The sequence below is a fragment of the Microbacterium sp. MYb72 genome, assembly GCF_002979415.1.
In the GTDB taxonomy this organism is placed as follows: Bacteria; Actinomycetota; Actinomycetes; order Actinomycetales; family Microbacteriaceae; genus Microbacterium; species Microbacterium natoriense.
Genome location: NZ_PCOT01000006.1, coordinates 16057 through 39815, shown reverse-complemented (window position 1 = coordinate 39815; position 23759 = coordinate 16057). Strand labels below are relative to the sequence as shown.

Annotated in this window: 18 protein-coding genes; 1 reads left to right on the top strand and 17 read right to left on the bottom strand. The window is 69.9% G+C overall.

What is annotated here, in order from left to right:
- Window positions 1-5: 5 nt before the first annotated feature.
- From CQ047_RS04745 to CQ047_RS04685, 13 genes are all read right to left on the bottom strand, one after another.
- Window positions 6-1523: an SDR family NAD(P)-dependent oxidoreductase gene (locus CQ047_RS04745; protein ID WP_105673138.1), complete on the bottom strand. Its 1518-nt coding sequence runs from the start codon at window positions 1521-1523 to the stop codon at window positions 6-8.
- A gap of 110 nt (window positions 1524-1633) precedes the next feature.
- Window positions 1634-2593 (bottom strand): ROK family protein, encoded by a 960-nt coding sequence (locus CQ047_RS04740; protein WP_105673137.1) that lies wholly within the window; start codon window positions 2591-2593, stop codon window positions 1634-1636.
- On the bottom strand, window positions 2590-4257 hold the full coding sequence (locus CQ047_RS04735; protein WP_105673136.1) for an ABC transporter ATP-binding protein: 1668 nt from the start codon (window positions 4255-4257) through the stop codon (window positions 2590-2592). The genes CQ047_RS04740 and CQ047_RS04735 overlap by 4 nt, the downstream gene beginning before the upstream one ends.
- Window positions 4254-5132, bottom strand: a complete 879-nt coding sequence (locus tag CQ047_RS04730) for an ABC transporter permease (RefSeq protein ID WP_223587300.1) — start codon at window positions 5130-5132, stop codon at window positions 4254-4256. Before CQ047_RS04730 ends, CQ047_RS04735 begins: the two co-directional genes overlap by 4 nt.
- The gene (locus tag CQ047_RS04725; RefSeq protein WP_105673135.1) at window positions 5129-6148 is read right to left on the bottom strand and encodes an ABC transporter permease; all 1020 of its coding nucleotides are present in this window, start codon (window positions 6146-6148) and stop codon (window positions 5129-5131) included. The genes CQ047_RS04730 and CQ047_RS04725 overlap by 4 nt, the downstream gene beginning before the upstream one ends.
- Before the next feature lie 12 nt (window positions 6149-6160).
- On the bottom strand, window positions 6161-7969 hold the full coding sequence (locus CQ047_RS04720; protein WP_105673236.1) for a peptide ABC transporter substrate-binding protein: 1809 nt from the start codon (window positions 7967-7969) through the stop codon (window positions 6161-6163).
- 156 nt (window positions 7970-8125) lie between these two features.
- A complete protein-coding gene (locus CQ047_RS04715; protein ID WP_105673134.1) occupies window positions 8126-9613 on the bottom strand; it encodes a M81 family metallopeptidase in 1488 nt (495 codons plus the stop codon).
- Between the two features lie 78 nt (window positions 9614-9691).
- Window positions 9692-10867 carry an ROK family transcriptional regulator gene (locus tag CQ047_RS04710; RefSeq protein WP_105673133.1) on the bottom strand — a complete coding sequence of 392 codons (1176 nt, stop codon included), beginning with the start codon at window positions 10865-10867 and terminating at the stop codon, window positions 9692-9694.
- Window positions 10868-10960: 93 nt separating this feature from the next.
- The gene (locus tag CQ047_RS04705; RefSeq protein ID WP_105673132.1) at window positions 10961-11719 is read right to left on the bottom strand and encodes an SDR family NAD(P)-dependent oxidoreductase; all 759 of its coding nucleotides are present in this window, start codon (window positions 11717-11719) and stop codon (window positions 10961-10963) included.
- Between the two features lie 10 nt (window positions 11720-11729).
- Entirely contained in the window at window positions 11730-12872 is a 1143-nt protein-coding gene (locus CQ047_RS04700; RefSeq protein ID WP_105673131.1) for an ATP-NAD kinase family protein, read from the bottom strand.
- 6 nt (window positions 12873-12878) lie between these two features.
- Complete coding sequence (gene gcvPB / locus CQ047_RS04695; protein ID WP_105673130.1) at window positions 12879-14462, bottom strand: aminomethyl-transferring glycine dehydrogenase subunit GcvPB; 1584 nt, start codon at window positions 14460-14462, stop codon at window positions 12879-12881.
- The gene (gene gcvPA / locus CQ047_RS04690) at window positions 14459-15853 is read right to left on the bottom strand and encodes an aminomethyl-transferring glycine dehydrogenase subunit GcvPA (protein ID WP_105673129.1); all 1395 of its coding nucleotides are present in this window, start codon (window positions 15851-15853) and stop codon (window positions 14459-14461) included. The genes gcvPB and gcvPA overlap by 4 nt, the downstream gene beginning before the upstream one ends.
- On the bottom strand, window positions 15850-17928 hold the full coding sequence (locus tag CQ047_RS04685; RefSeq protein WP_223587306.1) for a beta-galactosidase: 2079 nt from the start codon (window positions 17926-17928) through the stop codon (window positions 15850-15852). Before CQ047_RS04685 ends, gcvPA begins: the two co-directional genes overlap by 4 nt.
- Before the next feature lie 147 nt (window positions 17929-18075).
- Between CQ047_RS04685 and CQ047_RS04680 the strand changes: the two genes are divergently transcribed.
- Complete coding sequence (locus tag CQ047_RS04680) at window positions 18076-18732, top strand: GntR family transcriptional regulator (protein ID WP_105673127.1); 657 nt, start codon at window positions 18076-18078, stop codon at window positions 18730-18732.
- Between the two features lie 80 nt (window positions 18733-18812).
- On the opposite strand, the gene CQ047_RS04675 is transcribed toward CQ047_RS04680, so the two are convergent.
- From CQ047_RS04675 to CQ047_RS04660, 4 genes are read right to left on the bottom strand one after another with little or no spacing between them, the layout of a single operon-like run.
- Window positions 18813-20489, bottom strand: a complete 1677-nt coding sequence (locus tag CQ047_RS04675) for an amylo-alpha-1,6-glucosidase (protein WP_105673126.1) — start codon at window positions 20487-20489, stop codon at window positions 18813-18815.
- A 1-nt stretch (window position 20490) separates the two neighbouring features.
- Window positions 20491-21435 (bottom strand): carbohydrate ABC transporter permease, encoded by a 945-nt coding sequence (locus CQ047_RS04670; protein WP_105673125.1) that lies wholly within the window; start codon window positions 21433-21435, stop codon window positions 20491-20493.
- Window positions 21432-22394 (bottom strand): carbohydrate ABC transporter permease, encoded by a 963-nt coding sequence (locus CQ047_RS04665; RefSeq protein WP_105673124.1) that lies wholly within the window; start codon window positions 22392-22394, stop codon window positions 21432-21434. The genes CQ047_RS04670 and CQ047_RS04665 overlap by 4 nt, the downstream gene beginning before the upstream one ends.
- A 2-nt stretch (window positions 22395-22396) precedes the next feature.
- Window positions 22397-23707, bottom strand: a complete 1311-nt coding sequence (locus tag CQ047_RS04660) for an ABC transporter substrate-binding protein (protein ID WP_105673123.1) — start codon at window positions 23705-23707, stop codon at window positions 22397-22399.
- Window positions 23708-23759 lie beyond the last annotated feature (52 nt).

Genomic DNA, 23759 nt, shown 5'->3' with positions numbered 1-23759 from the left:
CGGCCTCACCAGGGGCTGGGCTCGTAGTCCTTCAGGAACACGCCGTGCACGTCTTCGCCGGCCTCGCCGCGCACGATCGGGTCGTACACTCGGGCGGCGCCGTCGACGAGGTCGAGCGGGGCATGGAAGCCCTCCTCCGCCAGGCGCACCTTCGTGAAGTGCGGGCGCTCGTCGGTGATCCAGCCGGTGTCGACGGCGGTCATCAGGATGCCGTCGGTCTCCAGCATCTCTCCGGCGCTGGTGCGGGTGAGCATGTTCAGCGCGGCCTTCGCCATGTTCGTGTGCGGGTGACCGGGGCCCTTGTAGCGGCGGGAGAACTGCCCCTCCATCGCCGAGACGTTGACCACGTACTTCCGGTGCGCGCTCGACGCCGCCATCGACGGACGCAGGCGGCTGATCAGCAGGAACGGCGCCGTGGTGTTGCACAGCTGCACCTCGAGCATCTCCAGCGGGTCGACCTGGTCGACCGACTGCACCCAGCTGTTCACACGGTTGACGTCGGGCACGAGTCCGCCCGCGTCGATCGCGGTGCCGTCGGCGTGCTTCTCCAACGACGATGAGCCTGGAGCCATCGCGAGCCGGGCGAGGTCCTCGGCCGTGAGCGCCTGACCGCCCTGCGCGGCGACGGTGCCGCCGAGGGCTGCGACCGACAGCAGCGGATGCGCGTCCACCGAGGCCTGCAGGGCCTGCGGGTGCTGGTCGTTCGTGTGACCGAACGTCTCCATCTCCGGCAGCGGTCCGTCGGGCAGCGGCTGCAGCTCGGCATCCGCCAGCAGCGAGTACGCGCCGGGCGAGCGCCGCACGGTCTGCGCGGCGTTGTTGATGAGGATGTCGAGGGGTCCCTGCGCCGCGACCGAGTCGGCGAGGCCGATCACCTGCGCGGGGTCGCGCAGGTCGATGCCGACGACGCGCAGACGGTGCAGCCAGTCGGCCGAGTCCGGCAGGGCCGAGAATCGGCGGACGGCATCCCTCGGGAAGCGCGTCGTGATAGTGGTGTGCGCGCCGTCGCGGAGCAGCCTCAGCGCGATGTGCATGCCGATCTTCGCGCGGCCTCCGGTGAGCAGCGCGCGCTTGCCGGTGAGGTCGGTGCGGGCGTTGCGCTTGCCGTGGCTGAAGCGCGCGCAGTCGGGGCAGAGCTGGTGGTAGAACGCGTCGACGAGCGTGTACGGCTGCTTGCAGATGTAGCAGTTGCGCGGCTTGATGAGCTCGCCGGCGATCGGGGCGTCGACCACGCTCGTCGCGAGGTCGTTGCCGCGGGTCTCGTCGTCGATGCGGTCGGGGGCGCCCGTCGCGGTGCGAGCGACGACGGCCTTGTCGGCCTCGGCGATCGCGTCGCGGATCTCCTTGCGACGCACGCGCTTGACGGCCTTGAACATCGCGGCGGTCGCGTGGCGCACGGCCACGAAGTCCGGATGCTCGTTGTCGATCTCGTGCAGCTCGGCCAGCACTCGCAGCGTGGTCGCGAGATCGTCGGGGTCGACGCCCGGTCCGAGGAGGTCAGCGGGGTCGGGGGCATCGGTCATTGTGCTGATTTTACGCGAGTGTCCTGGGGGCGGCATCCGCTCCCGTCGCGAATGATCCCGGTATCCGCTCCGAATACCGGGAGTTCTTGCGACGGGAGCGACGCGACGCGTCAGGCGTGCTGGCGGCGGAGCGCGGTGAGCACGGTGCCGTTGGCGCCCGCCCATCCGCCGAGCGTCGCCGGGACGATGGGCGGAACACGATGGAACGTCGCTCGCTCCCGCACGTAGCGCTCGGCGAGCGTCACCAGATGATGCGGCGCCTGGGCGAGCCCGCCGCCGATCACGATGCCCCCGGGGTCCACGACGGCGCAGAGCGTGAGGATGGCTTCGGCCAGAGCCGACGAGGCACGGCGCACGATCGCGGTCGCCGCGCCGTCGCCCGCCGCGAACGCGTCGAGCAGCGCCTCCGGTCCACCGCGGCCACCGGCATCCGCCCACGCCGCATCGAGCGCGGGGGCTCCGATGATGGTCTCCAGGCACCCGCGGCGACCGCACGAGCACTCGCCGCCCATCGGGTCGATCGTGACGTGTCCGAGCTCCCCCGCCGACCCGTGGGCACCCGTGACGACCCGCCCGTCGACCACGTGCGCGCCGGCGATCCCGGTGCCGAGGGCCAGCACGAAGATGTCATCGATGCCGGCGCCCGCGCCCCACGAGGCCTCGGCGACCGCCGCCGCGTGCCCGTCGTTGATCACGTCGACCGGCACGCCGAGCGCGGACTCGAGCTGGCGTCCGAGGGGGGCCCCGTCGAGCGCGGGGATGTTGGTCGACCGGATGACGACGCCGTTCTCCTCGTCCACGATGCCGGGGATCGAGAGCACGAGGCGGGCCAGGGAGTGCTCGCCCGTCACCGTCTCCGCGATGGCCGCCAGCGCCTCGGCCGGCGAGGCGGTGGGCGTCGCGTTCCTGCCGCGCGCGAGCGGCGTCGGCGGCTGCGACATCGACGCGTCGGCGCTGGCGAGGAGGTGCTTGACGCTGGACCCGCCGACGTCGAGCCCCAGCACGACCGCGGCGCCGCGGTCGCCCGTCCTGCCCCTGCTCCTGTGCGCGTCGGAGGCGAGCGCCGTCACGGGGCGGTCACCCGGGCGGCCGCTCGGGCCTCCCGTCGCAGCGCCTGCTTGTCCGGATCGGGCACGGGGACCGAGGCCAGGAGGCGACGGCTGTAGGGATGCTGTGGAGCCAGGAGCACGTCGTCGGCCGAACCGGTCTCGACGATCTCGCCCTTCAGCATCACGGCCACCCGGTCGGAGATCTCGTGCACGACCGCGAGGTCGTGGCTGATGAAGAGGCAGGCGAAGTGCATCTTCTCCTGCAGGTCGCGCAGCACCTCGAGCACCGCGGCCTGCACCGAGACGTCGAGGGCCGAGGTCGGCTCGTCGGCGATGATGAGCTCCGGCTCCAGGGCGATGGCGCGGGCGAGGCCGATGCGCTGACGCTGTCCGCCCGAGAGCTCGTGCGGGTACCTGGTCGCGTAGTTCGCGGGGAGTTCGACGGCGTCGAGCAGCTCGGCCACGCGGGTGCGGCGCTGCGCGGCGGTCGTCGGCATCTTCCGCCGCTGCACGAGCATGGGCTCGGAGATCGCCTCTCCCACCGTCATGCGCGGGTCGAGGCTCGACCCCGGGTCCTGGAAGATCGCTCCGACCCTGCCGCGCAGCTCGCGCTCACGCCGCCCGGAGACGCCGCCGCGGCCGACCTTCTCGCCGAACAGCGTCATCCCACCGCTCGACAGCGGCAGCAGCCCCAGGGCAGCGCGGCCGAGCGTCGACTTGCCCGAGCCCGATTCGCCGACGAGACCGACGATCTCACCGGGGGCGATGCTCAGGCTCACGCCGTCGAGCGCGAGGAAGGGCCGTCCGCCGCGACGGTAGGTCACGCTGGCGGCATCCAGTTCGAGCACGGCGTCGGCGAGCTCGCGCTCGGGCTCGCGCTCCACGACGCTCGCGGCGTCGGGCAGCGAGGGCACGGCGCTGAGGAGCTTCTTCGTGTAGTCCTCTCGGGGCGCGGTGAGCACGGTGCGGGTGTCGCCGACCTCGACCATCGTGCCGCGGAACATCACGGCGACCCGGTCGGCGATGTCCGCCACGACGCCCATGTTGTGCGTGACGAGGAGGAACGCGGTACCCGATTCGGCTGCGAGGCGGCGGATGAGATCGAGGATCTCCGCCTGCACCGTCACGTCGAGCGCTGTCGTCGGCTCGTCGGCGATGATCAGCTGCGGCTCGCACGAGAGGGCGATGGCGATGACGACGCGCTGACGCTGACCGCCGGACAGCTCGTGCGGATAGCTCTTCGCCCGCCGAGACGGATCGGGGATGCCGACGCGTCCGAGCATCTCGACCGCGCGCTCCCACGCGTCGGCCTTCGACACGCCGCCGTGGTTGAGGATCGCCTCGGTGATCTGATCGCCGATGCGCATGCTCGGGTTGAGCGCGGTCATCGGCTCCTGGAACACCATCGAGATCTCGGCGCCGCGGATGCCGTTCATCTCGGCTTCCCTGAGCGGAAGGAGCTCTCGTCCGGCGAGCCGGATCGAGCCGGTGACGGCGGCCGTGCGCGGCAGCAGCTTGAGGATGGCCATCGCCGTGACGGACTTGCCCGAGCCGGACTCGCCGACCAGCGCGAGAACCTCGCCGGGTCGGACCTCGAGGTCGATGCCCTTGACGGCATCCACGGCGCCGTCCTCGGTGCGGAACGTGACCTTCAGATCGGAGATCTCCAGCAGTGCGTCGCTCATGCGGCACGCCCCTTCACGTCGAAGAAGTCACGGAGCCCGTCGCCGATGCTGTTGAACGCGCAGACCGTGAGCACGATGCAGAAGCCTGCGGGGAAGATCAGCCACCAGGCGCCCGCGTACGTGTACGTGATGCCGCTCGTGAGCATGGCGCCCCAGTCGGTGGCCGGCTTCTGCAGCCCCATGCCGAGGAACGAGATGTAGGCGACGAGCAGGATGGCGTCGGCGACCTGGAACGTCGCGTTCACGACGATCGTGCCGACCGTGTTGGGCACGATGTGCTTGAGCACCGCGCGGGAGTGGGTGCCGCCCATGGCCCGCAGCGCCAGCACGTACTCTCGCGACTTCAGCGAGATCGATTCGGCGCGCACCAGACGCGCAGGGACGAGCCAGGACACCAGCCCGATGACGCAGATCATCAGCGGGACGCTCGGACGCAGGATCGCGGAGAGGATGAGCAGCAGGAAGGTCGCGGGGATCGCGATGCCCGCGTCGACGACGCGCATCATCACGGTGTCCACCGCGCCGCCCACGTACCCGGCGATCGCTCCCCAGAGGGTGCCGATCACGGTCGCGAGGACCCCGGCCGCGAGCCCGATGAGGATCGAGATCTGCCCGCCGACCATGAGGCGGCCGAGCACGTCGTAGCCGACGTCGTCCGTGCCGAGGGGGTGCCCGGCCGAGCCGGGAGGCAGCATCGTGCTGCGCAGATCGGTGTGGATCTGATCCGTCGGATGGATCAGCGGCCCCACGAAGCAGAAGAGCAGGAACAGGGCGATGGTCACGATCCCGAAGACCGCGAGCTTGTTCTGCAGGAAGCGGCGCATGCCGCGCTGGCGCGGGGTCAGCGTGCGCATCACGATGGTCGTCGTGCTCACGAGAGCTCCTCTCGGGTGCGCGGATCGAGCAGCGCCTGGATGATGTCGGCGAGCAGCGATCCGATGACCGTCGCGAGCGCGATCACCAGGATGCAGCCGATCAGCACGGGGTAGTCGGAGGTCTGCGCCGAGGTCCAGAACAGCAGGCCCATGCCGGGGTAGTTGAAGAGCGATTCGACGACGATCATGCCGCCGAACATGACCGGCAGGTAGTAGCCGAGCATGGCGATCACGGGGGTCAGGGAGTTGCGCACCACGTGACGGGTGATCACCACGGGGATCGGCGTGCCCTTCGCCCTGGCGGTGCGGACGTAGTCCTCGGAGAGGTTGTCGATGGTCGCGGAGCGCATGTAGCGGGAGAACGTCGCGATGATGCCGAGCGCCGCGGTCAGCACCGGCAGCACGAGACCCGCCGGATTCGCCAGCACCTCGCCGACGGTCTCGCCCTGCGGCGCCTGTGCCGGCACGAGCCGCAGCCACTGGGCGAACACGATCACCAGGATGAGCCCGAGGAAGAACGACGGGGTCGAGTAGATGATGAAGTTCCAGGTGGTCAGCGCGTAGTCGGCCGCCTTGCCGCGGCGCACGGCCTGGAAGATGCCCATCGGGATCGCGATGATCAGAGCGAAGATCATCGAGATCAGCGCGAGGATCAGCGTCTTCGGCAGGCGCTGGCCGATGGCGTCGGCCACGGGGCGGTTGAGCTTGAACGAGTCGCCGAGGTCGCCCTGGATCAGCTGCCCGAGGAAGTTGAGGTACTGCTGCCACAGGGGCAGATCGAAGCCGTTCTCCTTGTTGAACGCATCGATCTGCTCCTGCGAGGCCTGCATGCCGAGGATGCCGGCTGCCGGCCCCTGCGGCATGGCGAGGTGGAGCAGCGCGAACACGATCAGCGTCACGATGAGGATGACGATCACGCCCTGGCCGACCCGTCGCAACAGGTACCACCAGAACCGCGGGCCGCCGGCCCTCTCCTTCTTCTGCTGCGCGTTCTGCGCCGCTTCCACCACGCTCATGTCACCTACTCGTTACTTGGCCCAGGACCAGCGCTGCGGCAGGAACGACGCGCCCGGGTCCTGGTGGGCGATGTCGAGTCCGTCGCGGACGACGGAGACCTGGTAGACCGGGTTCGGCATCCACATGACCGGGAGGTCGGTGGCGAGGAACGCGGAGTACTTCTTCGCGATCTCGGGGTCGGTCGAGAAGGCCATCGCCTGCACGAGCTCCTCCGCCTCGGGGTTGTCGTACTGGCCCGCGTTCCACTTGGTGTCCTTCGCGAAGACGCGCTCACCGGTGGCGTAGGGCGGGAAGTACCAGCTGCCGGCCGTGCCGAAGAAGACGAGCTCCCACGTGCACGCGCTGCCGGTCTTGCACTCCTGCGCCTGGGTGAGGACGGTGTCCAGCGGCTTGGAGTCGATCGTCATCTTGACGCCGATCTTGCCGAGCGAGGACTGGATCTCCGCCATCATGTTGTCGGTCTCCTGCGAGCCGTTCTGCGTGGTGACGACGATCTCCGCCTTCGCACCGGCGGCGATCCCCTCACCGCACTGGTCCTCGCCCGCGCCCGCCTCGGCGCACTCGAGGGTGCCGTCGGCCCCCTTGACCCAGCCGTGGTCGGTGAACAGCTTCTCGGCCTTCTTCAGGTCGAACGGGTACGGGTTGTCCTTCTGCACGTCGGAGAGTCCGTTGGAGTCCGCCGTCTGCGGGATGGGGCCGTAGTCCGGCGTCGCGGCGCCGTGCCAGACGACGTCGGAGATGCTCTCCTGGTCGACGGCGTGCTGCAGCGCCTGGCGCACGTAGAGCTGCTTGTAGAAGGAGCCCTTCTCGGGGTTGGCGAAGTTGTAGGGCATGTACGTGATCGACCAGCCGGCCCACGGCTCGATGCTGTAGCCGAGGTCGGTGAACTGCTTCTCGTTGGTGAGCTGCGAGCTGGTCACGTAGCCGTAGTCGACGTCACCGGAGCGCACGACGTTCATCTCGGCGTCCGCCGAGGTGAACGGCAGGAACTTGACGTTGTCGATGCTCGGCTTGTCCTCGCCGGTGTACTTCTTGTTGGCGGTGAGCTCCACGAGGCCCGAGTCCGACCAGCTCTTCACCGTGTAGGGACCGGCGACGGTCTTCCACAGGTCGTTGGAGGCGTAGGTCTTCATGTCCTCCGCCTCGGAGAAGAGGTAGTCCAGCACGTCGGCCGCGCCCGCGGCGTCGCGGTCGTGATCGCCGATCTCGCCGTCCGCACTCGTCTTGTCCCACACGTGCTGGGGCATCGGGTACATGAGGCTGAGCTGGTTGCCGAGGAGGAACTCCTCGTTGTACACCTTGTCCATCGTCAGCGAGAACGTCTTGTCGTCGACGGTCGTGAACTCGACGATGTTGTCGGGCATCAGGCCGGCCGAGTAGCCGCCGGTCTTCTCGCCGTTGAAGCGCACGAGGTTGTACCAGAACTCGACGTCGCGCGAGGTGACGGGCGTGCCGTCCGACCAGTCGAGGTCGTTCAGGGTGATGGTGATGGTCTTGCGGTCCTCCGAGAACTCGTAGGACTTCGCTGCGGACGCCTTCTTGTCCCAGCCCATCTCACCGTCGACGCCGTTGTACTCGAACAGACGCGGCCACATCGTCGCCTTGATGGCGCTGTTGTGCGTGGCCATCTTGTCGGGAGACGAGATCGGCAGGATCCAGTTGGGACCCGTTCCCACCTGGAGCGCGAAGCTGACCGTGTCCTTCTCGCTCGCCGTGCCGTCGCTCGTGGCTCCGGCCTGGCAGGCGGTCAGGGCGAGCGTCGCGACGGCGAGCGCACCCAGGGGGGCGAGCAGCCTGCGACGCAGCGACTGAGATCGCATGTAAACCTCCTCGTTCACCGCCTCGTCACCGAAGCGTTCGTCCAATTTAAGACGCACTTTGAATCATGCACGAACTAAGTTAGTCACAAAAGTCGATCTTGTTACGTTTGAGTAACTAACTTGCTTCGCTGTCGAAACAAAGAGGAACGGCCCTCGTCATCCCACCATCTCGGCGGTCAGGTCGGGTGCGGCGTCGAACGCGTCGAACGGATGCATCGGCCGCTGGATGCGGTGGTGCCCGAGGCGCTCGAGGTCCTGGTCGACGCCGCCGGGGGTGAGCGCCAGCGTCCATCCGCGCATGATGGCGTAGAGCTCGGGCTCCAGGTAGCCGATCTTCGTGACGACGATCTGCGCCGCGACCGGGTCGAGTCCGATCGAGGTGAAGTCGGAGACGTCGTGGTACGCCTTGCGGTACTCGGTGACGATCACGTGGAGCCCGCCGACCCGGATCACGGCGATGCCGCCCGCATCCTCATCGCCCTCGTGCAGGTTGTGCAGCACGCCGTCGACCAGGACCGGCCCGTGCGGACCGCTGTCGACGCGCGCGCCCACCTCGACGGACACCCGCTCACCCACCGTGCAGCCGCGAAGGATGTCCAGCGCGCCCTTGTCGAACACCGACGCGCACAGCGTCACCGGCGCATCGTCCGCGGTGAGCTCGGGCTTCTGCAGCAGCTGGGCGAGCGTCCAGGTCACGTCGCCCGTGCCGCCCGCGCCGGGATTGTCACCCGAATCGCTGATGAAGTACGGGGTGTCGGTCGCGGCCAGCCCGGCAGCGACCCCCTCGTCGAGCGTGCCGGGAGGGCCCACGAACTCGAAGTCGTCGCGCACGTCCCAGAACGCGCGACCGAGCTCCGACGCGGCGGCGGACGTCGCCTCGTCATCGGTGCCGGTCACGACGACCGTGGCGTGGCAGCGGGGCTCGTCGGCCCAGGCGTAGCCGATCCAGATCGCCGCGTCGGTGACGCCGGGGCGCGACTCGATCTCGGGGATGCGGGCATAGAGGCTCCTGGCGGGCTCCACCCGGGTGCTGGTCTTCTCCCCGGGCAGCAGGATGGGCACGCGCACCCAGGCGCGACGCGGGGTGACGCCGCTCTCGAGCGCCTCGACCAGGTTGCGGATGGCGCGGTCGCGGGTCTCCCACGTGTCCTCGTGCGGGGCCAGTCGGTAGCACGTGATGATGTCGACGTTCTCGATCAGGGCACGCGACACGTTGCCGTGCAGATCCATCGATGCCGAGACGACGACGTCCGCGCCGATCACTTCACGGATCGCGGTGATCAGGTCGCCCTCGGCATCGTCCATGCCCACCACGCTCATCGCCCCGTGGATGTCGAAGAAGAGACCGTCGAGCCGCCCGCCGTCGGCCACGAGTTCGCGCAGCCCGTCGCAGATGCGCGCCTTGATGGCGTCGTACACCTCGCGCAGCACCGCGCCGCCGGGGATCGACCGGGCGTAGTGCACCGGCAGCCACTCGGCCCTGTCCGTGAGCTCTCCGTCGCGCAGCGCGTCGTAGCGCATGACGAGGTCGTCGCCCTCGATGCGGAGGAAGTCCCGCTCGCCTGCTCGGTGCGGCGAGAAGGTGCTGGACTCGATGGCCATGCCGGCGATGGCGATGCGCGGGAGCGGCGAGGTCTCGGTCATACTCCGAGTCTAGAGTCGCTCTCGAATCAAGATGAGCCACTTGCTGCTACCGGCATCCGACTTACGCCGATGATCGAACTACTGGGCGACGAGACGCAGCTCCTCGTCGATTCCGGCGGGGTCGAGCAGCCGCTCCAGCAGCTCCCAGGCGACGCCGCGGGCACCCGCCAACGCGCCGGCGCGGCTCACTCCGATCTCCAGAGCGTCCGTCGACATCGGGAGGCAGAGGGTGAACAGCGCCTGTCGCACCCCCGCCACGAAGGCATCGGCCGTGGCGAGACGCCCGCCCAGAGCGAGAGCCTGGGGGTTGAAGAAGTTGATGATCGTCGCGAGCACCTCGCCCGTGCGGGCACCCGCCTCCCGCAGAGCGGAGGTCGCCTTCGGGTGCGCGTCCTGCGCCAGCGCCAGCACGTCGTCGAGCGTCTCCACCGCCGCACCCGCTTCTCGCAGCGCATCGACGATCGCCGCCCCACTCGCGACCACGTCGAGGCAGCCGACCCGACCGCACGAGCAGATGATGGGCGGCGCGTTGTGCAGGGCGACGTGGCTGATGTCGCCCGCCACCCCGCGGAAGCCGCGGTAGACCGCACCGTCGAGGATGATCCCGCAGCCGATGCCGCTGCCCGCCTTCACGAACACCAGCTGCTCCTGCTCGCCGCCGCGCTCGATGAACTCGCCGACGGCCATCGCGTTCGCGTCGTTGTCGATGAGGAAGGGGAGCCCCGTGGTCTTTCCGAGGACCTCGCCGACGTCGACGCCGTTCCAGCCCGGCATCCGCATCGGCGCGAGCAGGCGCGAGGTGCGCGAATCCACGGGACCGGGGAGGCTCATCGCGATGCCCTCGATCGTGAGGCCGCCGTGGTCCTCCGCCAGTCCGCGAGCGTGCTCCCACACCTGGTTCACGACGCTCTCGACACCGTCGAGGAGCGACACCCGGGCGACGGTCGAGGCGACGACCTCCGCCCGACGATCGAAGAGCGCGACGGTCGCGTGCTGCTCGCCCAGATCGACGCCGACGACGACGCTGCCCCCGGCCTTCACCGTGAGCACGCGGGGCCTCCGACCGCCGCGCGACACGCCCTCGCCGTTCTCCTCGATGTAGTCGTGGGCGATCAGCGCCTCGATCCGGAGCGCGACGGTCGACGGGGAGAGCCCGGTCAGCCGGGCGAGGTCGGCGCGCGACTGCGCCGCTCCCGTGCGCACGAGCCGGAAGATCTCACCCTCGGAGAATGCGGTCTGGGTCGCCGGCGCCACGGTGTCCTCGAATCATCTTGTTTCGGTGGTCAAACAAAGATACTCCCAGGACCGCACAGTGTCACCCCGTACGACACGGGGTGACACACGTGTTCAGGCGATGCCGCCGCCGTCGACCACCAGGGCCGAACCCGTGACGTAGGAGGAGTCGTCGCTCGCGAGCCAGACGACGGCCTGGGCGACCTCGCTCGGCTGCCCCATGCGGCGCAGCGGGCGATCGGCGGCCTCCGCGAGGAACGACGCCGGGTCCTGCCCGAGCTGACGGGCCTCGTCGCTCAGCATCCCGGTGTTCACATCGCCGGGGTTGACCGAGTTGACCCGGATGCCGGCGGGGCCGTGGTCGATCGCGAGCGCGCGGGTCATGTTCACGACCGCACCCTTCGAGGCGCAGTAGGAGATCGCCTGGCCACCGCCCTTGAGCCCCCAGCCGGAGCCCGTGTTGATGATCGAGCCGCCGCCAGCGGCCTCCATGATCGGCACGACGTGCTTGCACATGAGGAAGATCGAGCGCACGTTCACGCCGAACACGCGATCCCACTCCTCGACGGTCGTCTCCACGGCGGTCGTGCGGCGGATGATGCCGGCGTTGTTGAAGACGACGTTCACGCCCCCGAGCTCTGCGACGGTCGTGGCGATGACGCGCTCGATGTCGGCCTCGCTGGCGACGTCGGCGGCGATCGCGACCGCGGCTCCTCCGGCCGCGCGGATCTCGGCGGCGACGGCCTCCGCGGCCTCGGCGTTCAGATCGACGACGGCGACCGCCGCCCCCTCCGCGGCGAGCGCGAGCGACGTGGCGCGGCCGATGCCGCCCGCGCCGCCGGTGACGATGGCCTTCTTGTTCTCGAGACGCATGATGTTCCTTTCAGAGGGTGTGGGAAGAGGCGACGGCGTACAGGCTGCTGGTGCCGACGCCGGTGGTGATGCGCACGTGGCCGGAGAGGCGCGCGTCGAGCGCGGCGTCTCCGGTGTCGACCAGCAGCGGCCGTCCGCGCAGGTCGATGATCTTCTGCTCGGGGGCCACGACCATCAGAGGCTCGTCGCCGAGGGAGCGGATGACGGATGCCGAGAGCTGCTGATTGCCCCGGCCGAGCAGGAACCCCTGGCCGCCGATCACGGTGACGACGGCCTGGGCGGGCCCCGCGACGGTCTCGGCGAGAAGCTGCTGCTCGCTCGCGCCCGCCACCGTGACGGCCCCGTCGAGCACGACGTCGACGCCGAGCGGGGTGCCGACGACCCCGAGCTGACGGGCGATCTCGGCAGTGGTGCCGCCGGGGCCGAGCAGGTAGCGGACACCTGGCCGCATGCGCGCGACGGCGCCTCTCGCCGCGGCCTCGACGGCGGCGGCCTCGCTCGCCGGGGTCGGCGCCTTGCGGGCCTGGGTGCGGCCGCGGCGCACCGGAACCCGCAGGAATCCGTGCAGCACCGGGTCGACGCGTGCGCGCCGCAGCGCGGCCTCGTCGATGTCGAGCACCTCGCGCTCCTCGGTCGGCAGCACGCCCTGCGCCACCCAGTCGGCGGCGATCGCCCCCGCGGCGGCCGGGCTCACGGCGAACACCGGCGAGTACATCTTCACTCCGGCCGGGATGCCGAGCACCGCCGGCATCCGTCGCGCGTCCGAGACACCGAGCCCCGCGACGGCGTCCCGCAGCGTCCCGTCTCCACCCACGACGAGGATCAGTTCCGCGCCCGCCCTCGCCACCGTCTCCACGGCACGCGCCGTGTCCGCGGCATCCGTGTCCTCGGTGTCGCCGTCGAGCGAGTACACGACACGCGGCACCAGGGCGGCGGCGCGCACGGCGTCGGCGCCCATCGGGCCGGCGGCGGTCAGCACCTCGAGGGACGGATGCCGGGCGGCCAGCACCGCGAGAGCGGCGGCCGTGCGCTCCTGCACGCGCGAACGGGCGCCGCGCGCGAGGGCGAGGCGCTGCACGTCCGCGCCGTCGGAGCCGGCGAGGCCCGCGGGCCCGCCGACTCCGGCGACAGGGTTGACGACCAGTCCGATCACGTCGCGTCAGGCCTGCGCGGCCAGCTCCGCCGCATACTTGCGCTGGTACGCCCGCCAGGTGATGGCCCAGCGCTCGGGGTCGTCGAGGTCGTCGTGATGCGTGTGGTGCACGGTCTGGTTGTGCGGGGCCGTGCGCACGACCTCCGGGGTCTCCCTGGCCTCGCGCGCCACCTCGGCGAGCGTGGCCGCGTACTCCTCCAGCTCCGCCTTCGAGTACGACTCCGTGGGTTCGAGCGTGAACGGCTGCGGCACCACGTAGGGGTGGTGGCTCGTCCAGTAGTGCATCCCGAAGTCGGTCATGCGGACGCCGATCTCCTCCGACGAGACGCCGGTCTCCTCGAACAGCTCTTCCCACGAGTAGCGCACCTGCTCGATGCGGCGGCGGCCGGTGGCATAGGGGGCGGAGGCCCCGGGGATCGCCAGCACGAGCGACATCAGGTAGTTGTTGTTCAGCACCGCGGTCTCGGCGGCGGCGAGCAGACCGGGGGCGCCGAGCGCCATGATCCACGAGTACGCCTTCACGAGCGCGGGGATGACGCCGTAGAACGGGGCCACCGCGCCGATGGACTGCTCGCCCGCCTCGGCGACGGCGAACGTCCCGTCGTCCTCCCGCACCACACGAGGTCCGGGGAGGAAGGGCGCGAGCGCCGCCGAGACCGCGTTGGCGCCGGAACCAGGTCCGCCGCAGCCGTGCGGCGTGCCGAAGGTCTTGTGCAGGTTGAAGTGGCACACGTCGAAGCCGGCGTCGCGGGCGCGGGTGATCCCGAGGATGCCGTTGGCGTTGGCCTGGTCGTAGGAGGCGAGGGCGCCCACGGCGTGCGCGGCATCCACCCACTCGCGGATGGCCGGGTTGTAGATGCCGGTGTCCTCAGGGTTGGTGACCATGATCGCCGCCGTGCGGGGGGACAGCGCGGCCTTCAGCGCGTCGAGCGAGGGGTAGCCGTCGGCATCCGGGTAGACCGTGATGACCTCGTAGCCCGCGGCCTTCGCGGCCGCCGCGTTCGACGGGTGGCTGAAGATCGTGGTGATGACCTCGCGGCGCTGCTCGCCCTCGCCGTTGGCCTCGTGGAATCTGCGGATCATGGCGATGTTCGACCAGATCGCGGCGGATCCGCCCTGGGTGTGCAGGGAGACCTCGTCCATGCCGGAGATCTCGGCGAGCATCCGCTCCAGCTGCCAGAGGATCTCCAGCACGCCCTGGGCGTCGGCCGGGTCCTGATGCGGGTGCATCGCGGTGATCTGCGGGGCGCCGGCGAGCTGGTCGTTGATCTTGGGCGCGTACTTCATGGTGCACGTGCCCTGGCCGATGTCGACGTTGAAGTCGGCGCCGAGGTTCTCCTGCGACAGCCGCAGGTAGTGCTTGAGCACGCGCATCTGGCCCATCTCGGGGAGCTTCGCGGCCGACGGGCGACGCAGGGATGCCGGGAGCTCCGCGACCACGTCTCCGACGGCCTCGCGGATGCCGGGCTCGACCTGCGAGACGAGCACTCCGCGCTCGCCCGGGGTGGACAGCTCGAAGATGATCGGCTCGTCCCAGCGGGCCTGCTGGAAGCGCCGCAGCGCGGGCTTCGGGGCGACGGGAAGGGTCACTTCGACTCCTCGATGACGGTGGCGGATGCGGTGGCGGATGCGGTGACCTCGGCGAGCGCCGCGGCCAGGGTGTCGATGTCGGCCTGGGTGGTGAGCTCGGTGACGCACACCAGCAGGCGGCGCTCGCCCACGACGACGCCGGGCTCGATGCCCTTCGCACGCAGTGCGGAGACGACATCGGATGCCGGGACCGGCAGGGTCACGGTGAACTCGCGCAGGTGCACGGCGTCGTCGTCGAGCTCGACGCCGGGGATCGCGGCGAGCGTCTGCTGCGCGTAGCGGGTGCGGGCGAGGAGGGTCTCGCCGAGCTCGGCCATGCCGGCGGGGCCCATGAGGGCGAGGTAGACGCCGGCGGCGATGCCCCAGAGGGCGGCGGCCGTGCCGACCCACTCCTTGCCGTCTTCGCGGTGGGCGAAGGAGGTGCGGTCGTAGGCGACGTCGCCGAATCCGTACTCGCCTGGGACGTCGGTGGACTCCAGTCCGAAGAGCCGCGAGGGCATCTCCATCACGAACGTCGGGTCGTCGTGCACGGCGATGAATCCGCCGTGGGCGCCGCCGAACCACTGGTGCAGGCCGAGCGACTGGATGTCGCCGGTGACGATGTCGGCGCCGTGCAGCGACGGCGGGGTGAGGATGCCGTAGCCGATCGGGTCGGTGCCGACGACGACCACGGCGCCGGCGGCGTGCGCGGCATCCGCGATCTCCTGCAGCGAGGCCTCGACGGCGCCCGTGACGCTGGGCGTCTCGACCCAGACCGCCGCGACGTCGTCGCCGAGCGCGGCGCGGATCGCGGTGACGTCGGCCGTGCCGTTCACGGTGGGCACGTGGTCGAGGGTGAGGTGCGCGCGGACGTAGTCGTGCACCTTCGACAGCTTCGCCGGCAGCACGTCGCTGACGACGAGCACGCGGGGCCGCCCGGTGATGCGTCCCGACATCGTGAGGCCGGTCGCGGTGGCCTGGTAGCCGTCGTAGGTGGGGACGTTCACGACGTCCATCTCCAGCAGCTCGGCCATCAGCGACTGGTACTGGAACAGCGCCTGGAAGCGGCCGTGGTCCTCGTAGGGCTCACCGGCGTATGCGGTGAGGAACTCGCTGCGGCCGATGACCTCGTCGACGACGGCCGGCACGTAGTGGTTGTAGACGCCGGCGCCGAGGAAGCTCAGGCGCTCCTGCGTGGAGCGGTTCCTGGCGAGCAGCCCGCGCACGTGACGCGCGAGATCCTGCTCCGCCACGAGCGGCGCCGGCAGGTCGAGCGGGCGGCCGAGGCGCAGGGACTCCGGCACGTCGGCGTAGAACTCGGAGACGTCGGCGGCGCCGACGGCGGCGAGCATCGCGGCCCGCGACTCCGGCGCCGTGTTGGGGATGTACGGATGCACGAACGGCTCGGTCATGCGTCCTCCTTCGCGGTCGGGATGAGGGTGGAGAAGGGGATGGTCTCTGCACGGGGCGCCGCGAGCACGGCGACGCCGTAGCGGCCGAGGTCGAGGCGGCCGGAGTGGCGGATGCCGGTGAGCAGGTCGGTCGCGTCTCCGGGGAGCGCAAACGCCACCGGACTCTGCCCGTGGTTCAGGTAGAACGTGTAGTCGGTGGTCTCGTCGGCGCGGGTGACGACCTCGACGTCCACATCGGTGTCGTCGCGGGCGGGGAGGCCGGCGCCGATCAGCACGTCGCGGAACACCGGCAGCATGCTGTCGTGCTCGAGCATGGCGCTGAGGTACCAGGCCGCGCCGGCTCCGACCGGGCGCCGGGTCACGGCGGGGAGCCCGGCGAGCTCGCCGGAGGAGTACGCACCGCGCACCTCGACGTCGGCATCCGCCTCGATCCATTCGCTCCAGCTGGGCGCCGTGAGCGTCTCGCCGGCGTAGTCGACCGTCTCGGTCAGTCCGTCGGCGATCGGCCACTGCTCGTCGACCTCGACGCCGAGGAGGTCGCGCAGCAGGCCTGGCGCGCCGCCGTCGTGCACCTTCTCCGTCGCGTCGACGACACCCGAGAAGGGGCCGACCACGAGGTGCCCTCCGCGCTCGACGAAGGCGCGGAGCGCATCGGCCTGCGGCTGCTCGATGATGTAGAGGTTCGGCACCACGACCACGTCGTAGTCGTCGAACGGTCCCGTGGCGCGAACGGCATCCGTCGGCTGGCCGAGCGTGTGGAGCGCGCGGTGCCAGGCCCGGGCCTGCTGCGCCCACTGGAGGCGCTGTGAGGGGAGGGATTCGAGGGCGCTGGAGCCCCACCAGGAATCCCAGTCGACGACGAGCGCGACCCGGGAGCGCACGCGGGTGCCGCGCACGGGCTCCAGCTTCTTCAGCTCGAGTCCGAGCGCCCTGGTCTCCTGGAAGCTGCGTGACTTCTCGCCGCGGTGGCCGAGCATCGACGAGTGGAACTTCTCCTGGCCGTACTTGGCCTGGCGCCACTGGAAGAACATCACCGCATCCGACCCGTGCGCAACGGCCTGCAGGCTCTCGACGCGGATCTTGCCTGGCGCCTTGGGCACGTTGACGTCACGCCAGCTGGTGGCGGATGCCGACGACTCCAGCAGCAGCCACGGCTGTCCGCCCTTGAGCGAGCGCATGAGCCCGTAGTTCAGGGCGGCGCCGACGTGCGAGGTCGGGTCGGCGGGTTCGGGGTAGGCGTCGTCGGTCACGACGTCCTCCGCCGCGGCGAAGTCCCAGTAGTCGAGGTCGCGGAACATGCTCATGAAGTTCGTCGTCACGGCGATGTCGGGGGTGACCTCGCGCAGCACGTCGATCTCGATCTGGAACAGCTCCAGGAGGGCGTCGGAGGAGAACCGCTCGAAGTCGAGGAGCTTGGTGGGGTTGATCGGCCCCGGCGCCTTCTTCGGGGTCTCGATGTGGTCCCAGGAGGTGTAGCGCTGACCCCACACGTTCACGCCCCACGCCTCGTTGAGTCCGTCGAGGTCGCCGTAGCGGTCCTCCAGCCAGCGGCGGAAGTGCGCTGCCGACTCGGGGCACCAGCAGCGCGAGGTGTGGTCGCCGTACTCGTTCGAGATGTGCCACAGGGCGAGCCCGGGGTGCTCGCCGTAGCGCTCGGCCATGGCCCGCGTCATCCGTGCGACGTTCTCGCGCCAGACGGGAGACGAGGGGCAGTACGTCTGGCGGGAGCCGAACTCCAGCCGGTGCCCGTCGGCATCCCAGGGCGCCATCTCGGGGTGGGCGCGCAGCAGCCAGGAGGGCGGCGTCGCTGTGGCGGTGGCCAGGTCGATGCGGATGCCGGCCTCGTGGAGCAGGTCGATGATGCGGTCGAGCCATCCCCAGTCGTAGACGCCGGGCTCCGGCTCCAGCTGCGGCCAGCTGAAGATCGGCAGGCTGACCATGTTCACGCCGGCCTCGCGCATCAGGCGGATGTCCTCATGCCACGTCTCCTCCGACCACTGGTCGGGGTTGTAGTCGCCGCCGTAGGCGAGAGCGTCGATGCGGACGCGTCGGATCGGCTGGTCGGATGCGGGCACGAGGGCTCCTCTCTGAGTCATCTGCGGCGGACTCTGGTGCAATTCCCCTGTCCGCTGTATTCTGTATACACCACAGTAGATCGTCGTACCGGAGCCGTCAACCCATAGGCTGACGGGCAGGGGCGACGCAGAAGGGGGATGCCATCCATGGCCATCGAACGCAAGAACCTGCGCTCGCAGGTCCGCGAGGAGCTCCTGACGCGGATGCGGGCCGGTCTCGTCCAGCCCGGCGAGGGCATCAACGAGGTGCAGCTCGCCGCCGAGCTCGGCGTCAGCCGCACGCCCCTGCGCGAAGCACTGATCGCACTGGAGTCCGAGGGGCAGATCGAGAGCGAGAACGGCAAAGGCTTCCGATTCGTGCCGCTCAGCGCCTCGGAGTTCCGCGACCTCGCCCCCGTCATGGCGGCTCTCGAGAGCCTGGCCCTCGAGCTCAGTCCGCTCGACGAGCTGCAGGCCATCGGCGCGCGGCTCAAGGAGATGGCCGACGCGTTCGCCGACGAGCTCGTCGAGCACCAGCTCGTCATCACCAAGGACGATGAGTGGCACAGCCTCATGCTGTCGGCATGCCCGAACCAGCGGCTCCTCGACGTGATCGAGAGCGTGCGCAGCTCCTTCCACCGGTACGAGTCGCTGCTCGTGCCGGAAGACGTCAAGGTCGAACGCGTCGCCGCGGAGCACGCCGAGATCGCGACGCAGCTCGCCGCCGGTGACGTCCCCGCCGCCGTCAGCGCCCTCAAGCTGAACTGGACGCACGGCATGCAGCGCATCCTCGACAACGCGTCGAGCTCGTACTTCACGGCGTAGCCCGGCATCCGCGCTCCCGTCGCGAAAGATCCCGGAATGGCGACGTCATGGCGGGATCTTCTGCGACGGGAGCGCTGAGTCTAGCCCGACAGGCGGACGGCGAGGTCGACGAACAGCGCAGCCGACCAGCCGAACGCCGTGGTCGCCCGCTCGGCCTTGAGCCCTGTGTGCGGGTTGAAGTACTCGTGCGGGCCGCCGCCGTGGATCACGAGGGCGACGGTCTGCTCGCGCAGCTCCCGCGCGCGCTCCGGGTACCCGGAGGCCTCGAGCCCCTCGGCCACGAGCACGCTCGTGTTCACCCAGATCGGTCCCCGCCACATCCGCTCCGGCGAGAAGTCGGGGTCGGATGCCGCCACGGTGGGCAGGCCCCACTCCAGGGCGAACCGGGACGGATCGTCGACGGCCGCGCGCAGCGCCTCGGAGACGGGGGCCGGGAGCGTGCCGGTGAGCAGCGGAAGGAGTCCGACGACCGTGTCGCTGTGCAGCACCTCGCCGCCAGGGGCGCCGAGCGCTCCGGGGATCGCCCCACCGCCGTACGCGAGGAACCGGCTCTCCTCCGACGACCACATCGTCAGCAGGAGCTCCTGCGTGCGGGCCGCGCGCTCGCGGAAGCGCGTGACATCGACGCCGGGCTCGTACCGCTCCAGGAGCGCCGCGATCTCGAGGTCCTGCCGCACGAGATAGGCGCCGAGGTCGGGAGCCGCCGTCGGCAGCGGTCCGTCGAAGATGGGGCTGTCGTCGAGGCCGGAGGAGTAGGGATGCCCGTACTCCGGCATCCCGTCGTGATCGAGGTCGCTGCCCGCGAACCACCAGTCCTGCGAGCGGATGACACGGGCGAGCTGGGTGCGCGCGTAGTCGGGGTCGTCCTGCACCGCGAGCACCGTGCGCAGCGCCCAGGCCGCGAGCGGAGGCTTGGTCAGCGGCACCGGCGCGCTCGGGTCGGCGATCTGCGACCCCGCGCGGCGCAGGTTCGCGCGATCGCTCTCGGGCAGGTCATCGCTCGTCGCGAGCACCCCGAGCTCGTGCACGACGTCGGGCAGCTGCCCATCGGGCTGCGGGAACCGGAACGCGAGGTCGAGCTGCTCGCGCGCCAGCTCCGGGTCGCCGTGACGCAGGCCGACCGCGATGAAGTAGGCGTCCCACTGCCACAGACCCACGTAGCCGATCTTCGACGGGACGATCGCGCGGGCATCGCCCAGAGACGGCAGCTCGACGATGTTCGCTCCGAGCACCCACCAGCAGAACGCGGTCATCTCCTGCAGGTCGTCGCGCGCCACAGGGCACTTCGCGAACCACTTGTCCCAGACGGATGCCGTGGCCGCGAGCGCGGCAGCGTGGCCCCCGCTCTCCACGGAGACGGTGCGGTCGGCCGCGATGCGCAGCCGGATGCCGTCGCCCAGCGGATGCTCCTCGACGGAGCCGTCCGGCCGCACCAGACGCACGCGCACGCCCGGCGCTCCGCCGAGGCTCAACGCCGATGGGCCGTCGAAGGTGAGCGTGGCGTCGCCCTCGAACCGCACGCGCCCAGGCAGCACGTCGGCCACCGGAAGCACCGCGCCCTCGGCATCCGTCACGACGACCGCGTCCAGCACCCGGCACTCCGACAGCCGCTTCTCGTACTCCGATGTGTGCACGCGCACGCCGTCCCCGTGCTCCGCGCGGAACACGAGCACGCGCGAACGCGGCAGGGTGAAGGGCGCGGAGACGAGGTCGAGATGGCGGCCGGCGAGGGCGGCCAGGTCGGCGGCATCCGTCATGTCATCGTCCCCCGAGGCCCGAGGCGGCCATGCTGTTCAGGATCTTGCGCTGACCGATCACGAACACGATCAGCATCGGCACGGTGGCGATCGCGGACGCCGCCATCACGAGCCCGTAGTTGACCGAGCCCTGCTGGCTCTGGAACGCCTGCAGCAGCAGCGGCACGGTGAAGAGATCGGGCGTGTTCAGTAGCACCAGCGGGAACAGGAACGAGTTCCACACGTCGAGGGCGACGATGATGCTGAGCGCGGCGAGGCCCGGCTTGAGGTTGGGCAGCACGACGCTCCAGAAGGTGCGCCAGCGTCCGGCGCCGTCGACGAGGGCCGCCTCCTCGAGCTCCCGCGGAAGCGCGAGGACGAACTGCCTCATGAGGAACACCGCGAAGGGGTTCGCCATCATGCCGGGGACGATCAGCGCGAGGTGCGAGTCGACCCAGCCGAGCTGCGACATCAGCAGGTAGAACGGGATGAGCGTCACCTGCTTGGGGATCATCTGCGTCGCGAGGAACACGACGAAGAGGATCCTGCTGCCGCGGAACCGGATGCGGGCGAACGCGTACCCCGCCATCGCGGAGGTCAGCAGCGTGCCGACGACCACGAGGACGGCGATGTACGCGCTGTTGAGGTACGCCTGCCCGAACGGCACCGCGTTCCACGCCGTCGTGTAGTTGTCGAACGTCCACGGGTCGGGGAGGAACTGCAGCGGGTTCTTCAGGAGCTGCGACAGCGACTTGAACGACGTCAGCAGCATCCAGATGAACGGGAAGACCATCGCGATGCCCGCGACGGCGAGCACCACGTGCAGCAGGGTCGCGCCGATCCGACGGCGGGCGCGGTCGGCGCCGGGTCCGCCGCGTCCGCGCGAGCGGTAGCCCGGAGCGGTGAGCGCGACCGTCGACCCCGTCGGAGGGGCCTGCCGGGTGAGGGAGGGGGTCTGGGAGGTCATGCCGGGTCATCCTCGTAGTGGACGAACTTCTTCTGCGCGGCGAACTGGATGCCCGTGATCACGAGGGTGATGAGCAGCAGGATCACGCTAGCCGCGCTCGACAGGCCGAACTCGAACTTCGTGAAGCCGAGATCGAAGATGTGGAACACGATCGTGCGGGTCGCGTTGTCGGGTCCCGCGTTCTGCACGAGCACGTAGACGGTGTCGAAGGTCTGCAGCGACGAGATGAAGGCGACGATCGACGAGAAGAACACGATGGGCGAGAGCAGCGGGAGGCGGATGCTGGTGAACAGCCGCCACGGGCCCGCCCCGTCGATGCGGGCGGCCTCGATGACAGAGGGTGAGATGTTCTGCAGACCGGCGAGGAAGATCACCACGTTGAGGCCCATCGACGACCAGATGGTGACGATGCAGACGGCGAGGAGGGCGAGCTTCGGATCCTGCAGCCAGTCGGGGGGTGCGATGCCGAAGATCTTCGAGATCGCGGTGGAGAGCACGCCGTCTGCGCGGAACATCTGCTGCCAGATCATCGCGACCGCGACGGTCGACGTGACCACCGGCGCGAAGAACAGCACGAGGTACAGCGTGCGGGTCTTGAGCTTCTCCAGAGCGATCGCGACGATCACCGCGAGCGCGAGCCCGATGGGCACCGTGATGATCGCGATGAGGAGAGTGTTGAGGATGGCGCGTCCGAGCAGCGGGTCGGACAGCTGGTCGGCGAAGTTGGCGAAGCCCACCCATTCGAGGTCGCTCAGCCCGTCCCACGAGGCGAAGGCGAGCACCATGCTCCCCAGGAACGGCAGCACGACGAACAGCCCCATGCCGATCAGCTGAGGGCCGACGAAGACGTAGCCCCAGCGGCGGTCGCGCCGGCGCCAGGCCGCCTCCTTGCGCAGGGGCAGGGCGGATGCCGCAGGGGTGGCCTGCGGCATCCGTCCGTTGTCGGTGAGCGTGGACACTCCTACTTCTCCGACCGATCCTTGACGAGGCTCGCGACGTTGTCGAGCGCGGCCTTCGCGTCTTCCTTGCCCTCGTAGAGCTTGAGGAGCTCGTCGGCGATGTCGACCGGCAGGCCGGGGACGGCCGCCTCGGCGGGGTAGTCCTCGAAGCCGATGTCGCGCATGTCGAGGAAGGTCTGGGCGTGCGCCGGGTAGCCGTCTTCGAGCACGACGTCGTCGGCGCCCTTGATCGACGGGACCGCGTTGCCGCCGCCCTGCAGGCGGAAGGTCTGCCCCTCGGCCGAGAGGAACTCGGTCCAGAACGTGAACGCCGCGTCCTTCACCTTGGTCTTGCCGTTGATCGCGAGGAACGACGTGGCGACGCCGGTCGGGGCGGCCGTGCCGTCGGGGGTCGGCCACGGCGCGATGTCGTAGCTCGCCTCCTCTCCGGTCGCCTTCACGGTGCCGATCGTGTACCGGCCCTGCACGAAGAAGCCGGCCTTGTGGGTCACGAACACGCTGTCCGCTCCGGCGCCGTCCGGCAGGCTGTCGGCGACCACGAAGGTGCCGTCCTGGAACAGGTCGCCGAACTGCTGCATCGCGTCGACCGCGGCGGAGTCCTTGTTCGCCGTGAACTCCCCGGAGTCGCTGTAGGGCGCGTCGACGCCCTGCGAGGAGAGCCAGCTCCAGTGGGTCGCCCAGTAGTTCCAGTACATCGTGCCGGTGAGGCCGGCGTCGTGGAGCTTGGCGTTCATCTCGAGGAACTTGTCGGTCGTCCACTCCCCGTTCTCGGCGAGCGTCGCGGGGTCCTCGGTGATGCCGGCGGTGGCGAGAGCCTGCTTGTCGTACCAGAACACGTCGGGGTTGGAGTCGTTCGGGGCGGCGTAGGTCTCGCCGTCCTTCTCGGCGGCGCCGAAGAGGCCGGGGAAGAAGTCGTCCTTCTTGGTCTTGCTGTCCTTCGAGTCCATGAGGTCGTTCAGCGGCATCAGGCGCTTCGAGTCGACGAACTGGCCGATCTTGTCGTCGCCGACGTAGAAGACGTCGGGGGCGGTGTTGCTGGTGAGCTGCGCGAGCAGCTTGGAGTGGTAGTCGCCGTAGCTGGCGACCGGCTGCAGCTTGACCTTGATGTCGGGATGCCGCTTCATGAAGTCCTTGTTGAACTCCTCGTAGCGGGTGAGTTCGTCGGCCGTGCCCCACGTGGACCACACGACGGTCGCGGTGCCGTCTGCCGAGACGCCCCCGCCTCCGCCTCCGCCGCTGCACGCGGCGAGCCCCAGGACCAGGGCTCCGGCGGCCCCCACTGCCAGATACCGCGTCACCTTCGCTCGTGCCATCTCGCTACCTCTTTCGTCATCGGAAGATCGTGTCGGGAACCCCTCGGGGCAT

Coding starts and splice junctions, on each gene's coding strand:
- CQ047_RS04715 (WP_105673134.1), bottom strand. CDS start 9,613: ATGACCGAGACCTCGCCGCTCCCGCGCATCGCCATCGCCGGCATGGCC.
- CQ047_RS04705 (WP_105673132.1), bottom strand. CDS start 11,719: ATGCGTCTCGAGAACAAGAAGGCCATCGTCACCGGCGGCGCGGGCGGC.
- CQ047_RS04670 (WP_105673125.1), bottom strand. CDS start 21,435: ATGACCTCCCAGACCCCCTCCCTCACCCGGCAGGCCCCTCCGACGGGG.
- CQ047_RS04725 (WP_105673135.1), bottom strand. CDS start 6,148: ATGAGCGTGGTGGAAGCGGCGCAGAACGCGCAGCAGAAGAAGGAGAGG.
- CQ047_RS04660 (WP_105673123.1), bottom strand. CDS start 23,707: ATGGCACGAGCGAAGGTGACGCGGTATCTGGCAGTGGGGGCCGCCGGA.
- CQ047_RS04745 (WP_105673138.1), bottom strand. CDS start 1,523: ATGACCGATGCCCCCGACCCCGCTGACCTCCTCGGACCGGGCGTCGAC.
- CQ047_RS04735 (WP_105673136.1), bottom strand. CDS start 4,257: ATGAGCGACGCACTGCTGGAGATCTCCGATCTGAAGGTCACGTTCCGC.
- CQ047_RS04680 (WP_105673127.1), top strand. CDS start 18,076: ATGGCCATCGAACGCAAGAACCTGCGCTCGCAGGTCCGCGAGGAGCTC.
- CQ047_RS04720 (WP_105673236.1), bottom strand. CDS start 7,969: ATGCGATCTCAGTCGCTGCGTCGCAGGCTGCTCGCCCCCCTGGGTGCG.
- gcvPA (WP_105673129.1), bottom strand. CDS start 15,853: ATGACCGAGCCGTTCGTGCATCCGTACATCCCCAACACGGCGCCGGAG.
- CQ047_RS04675 (WP_105673126.1), bottom strand. CDS start 20,489: ATGACGGATGCCGCCGACCTGGCCGCCCTCGCCGGCCGCCATCTCGAC.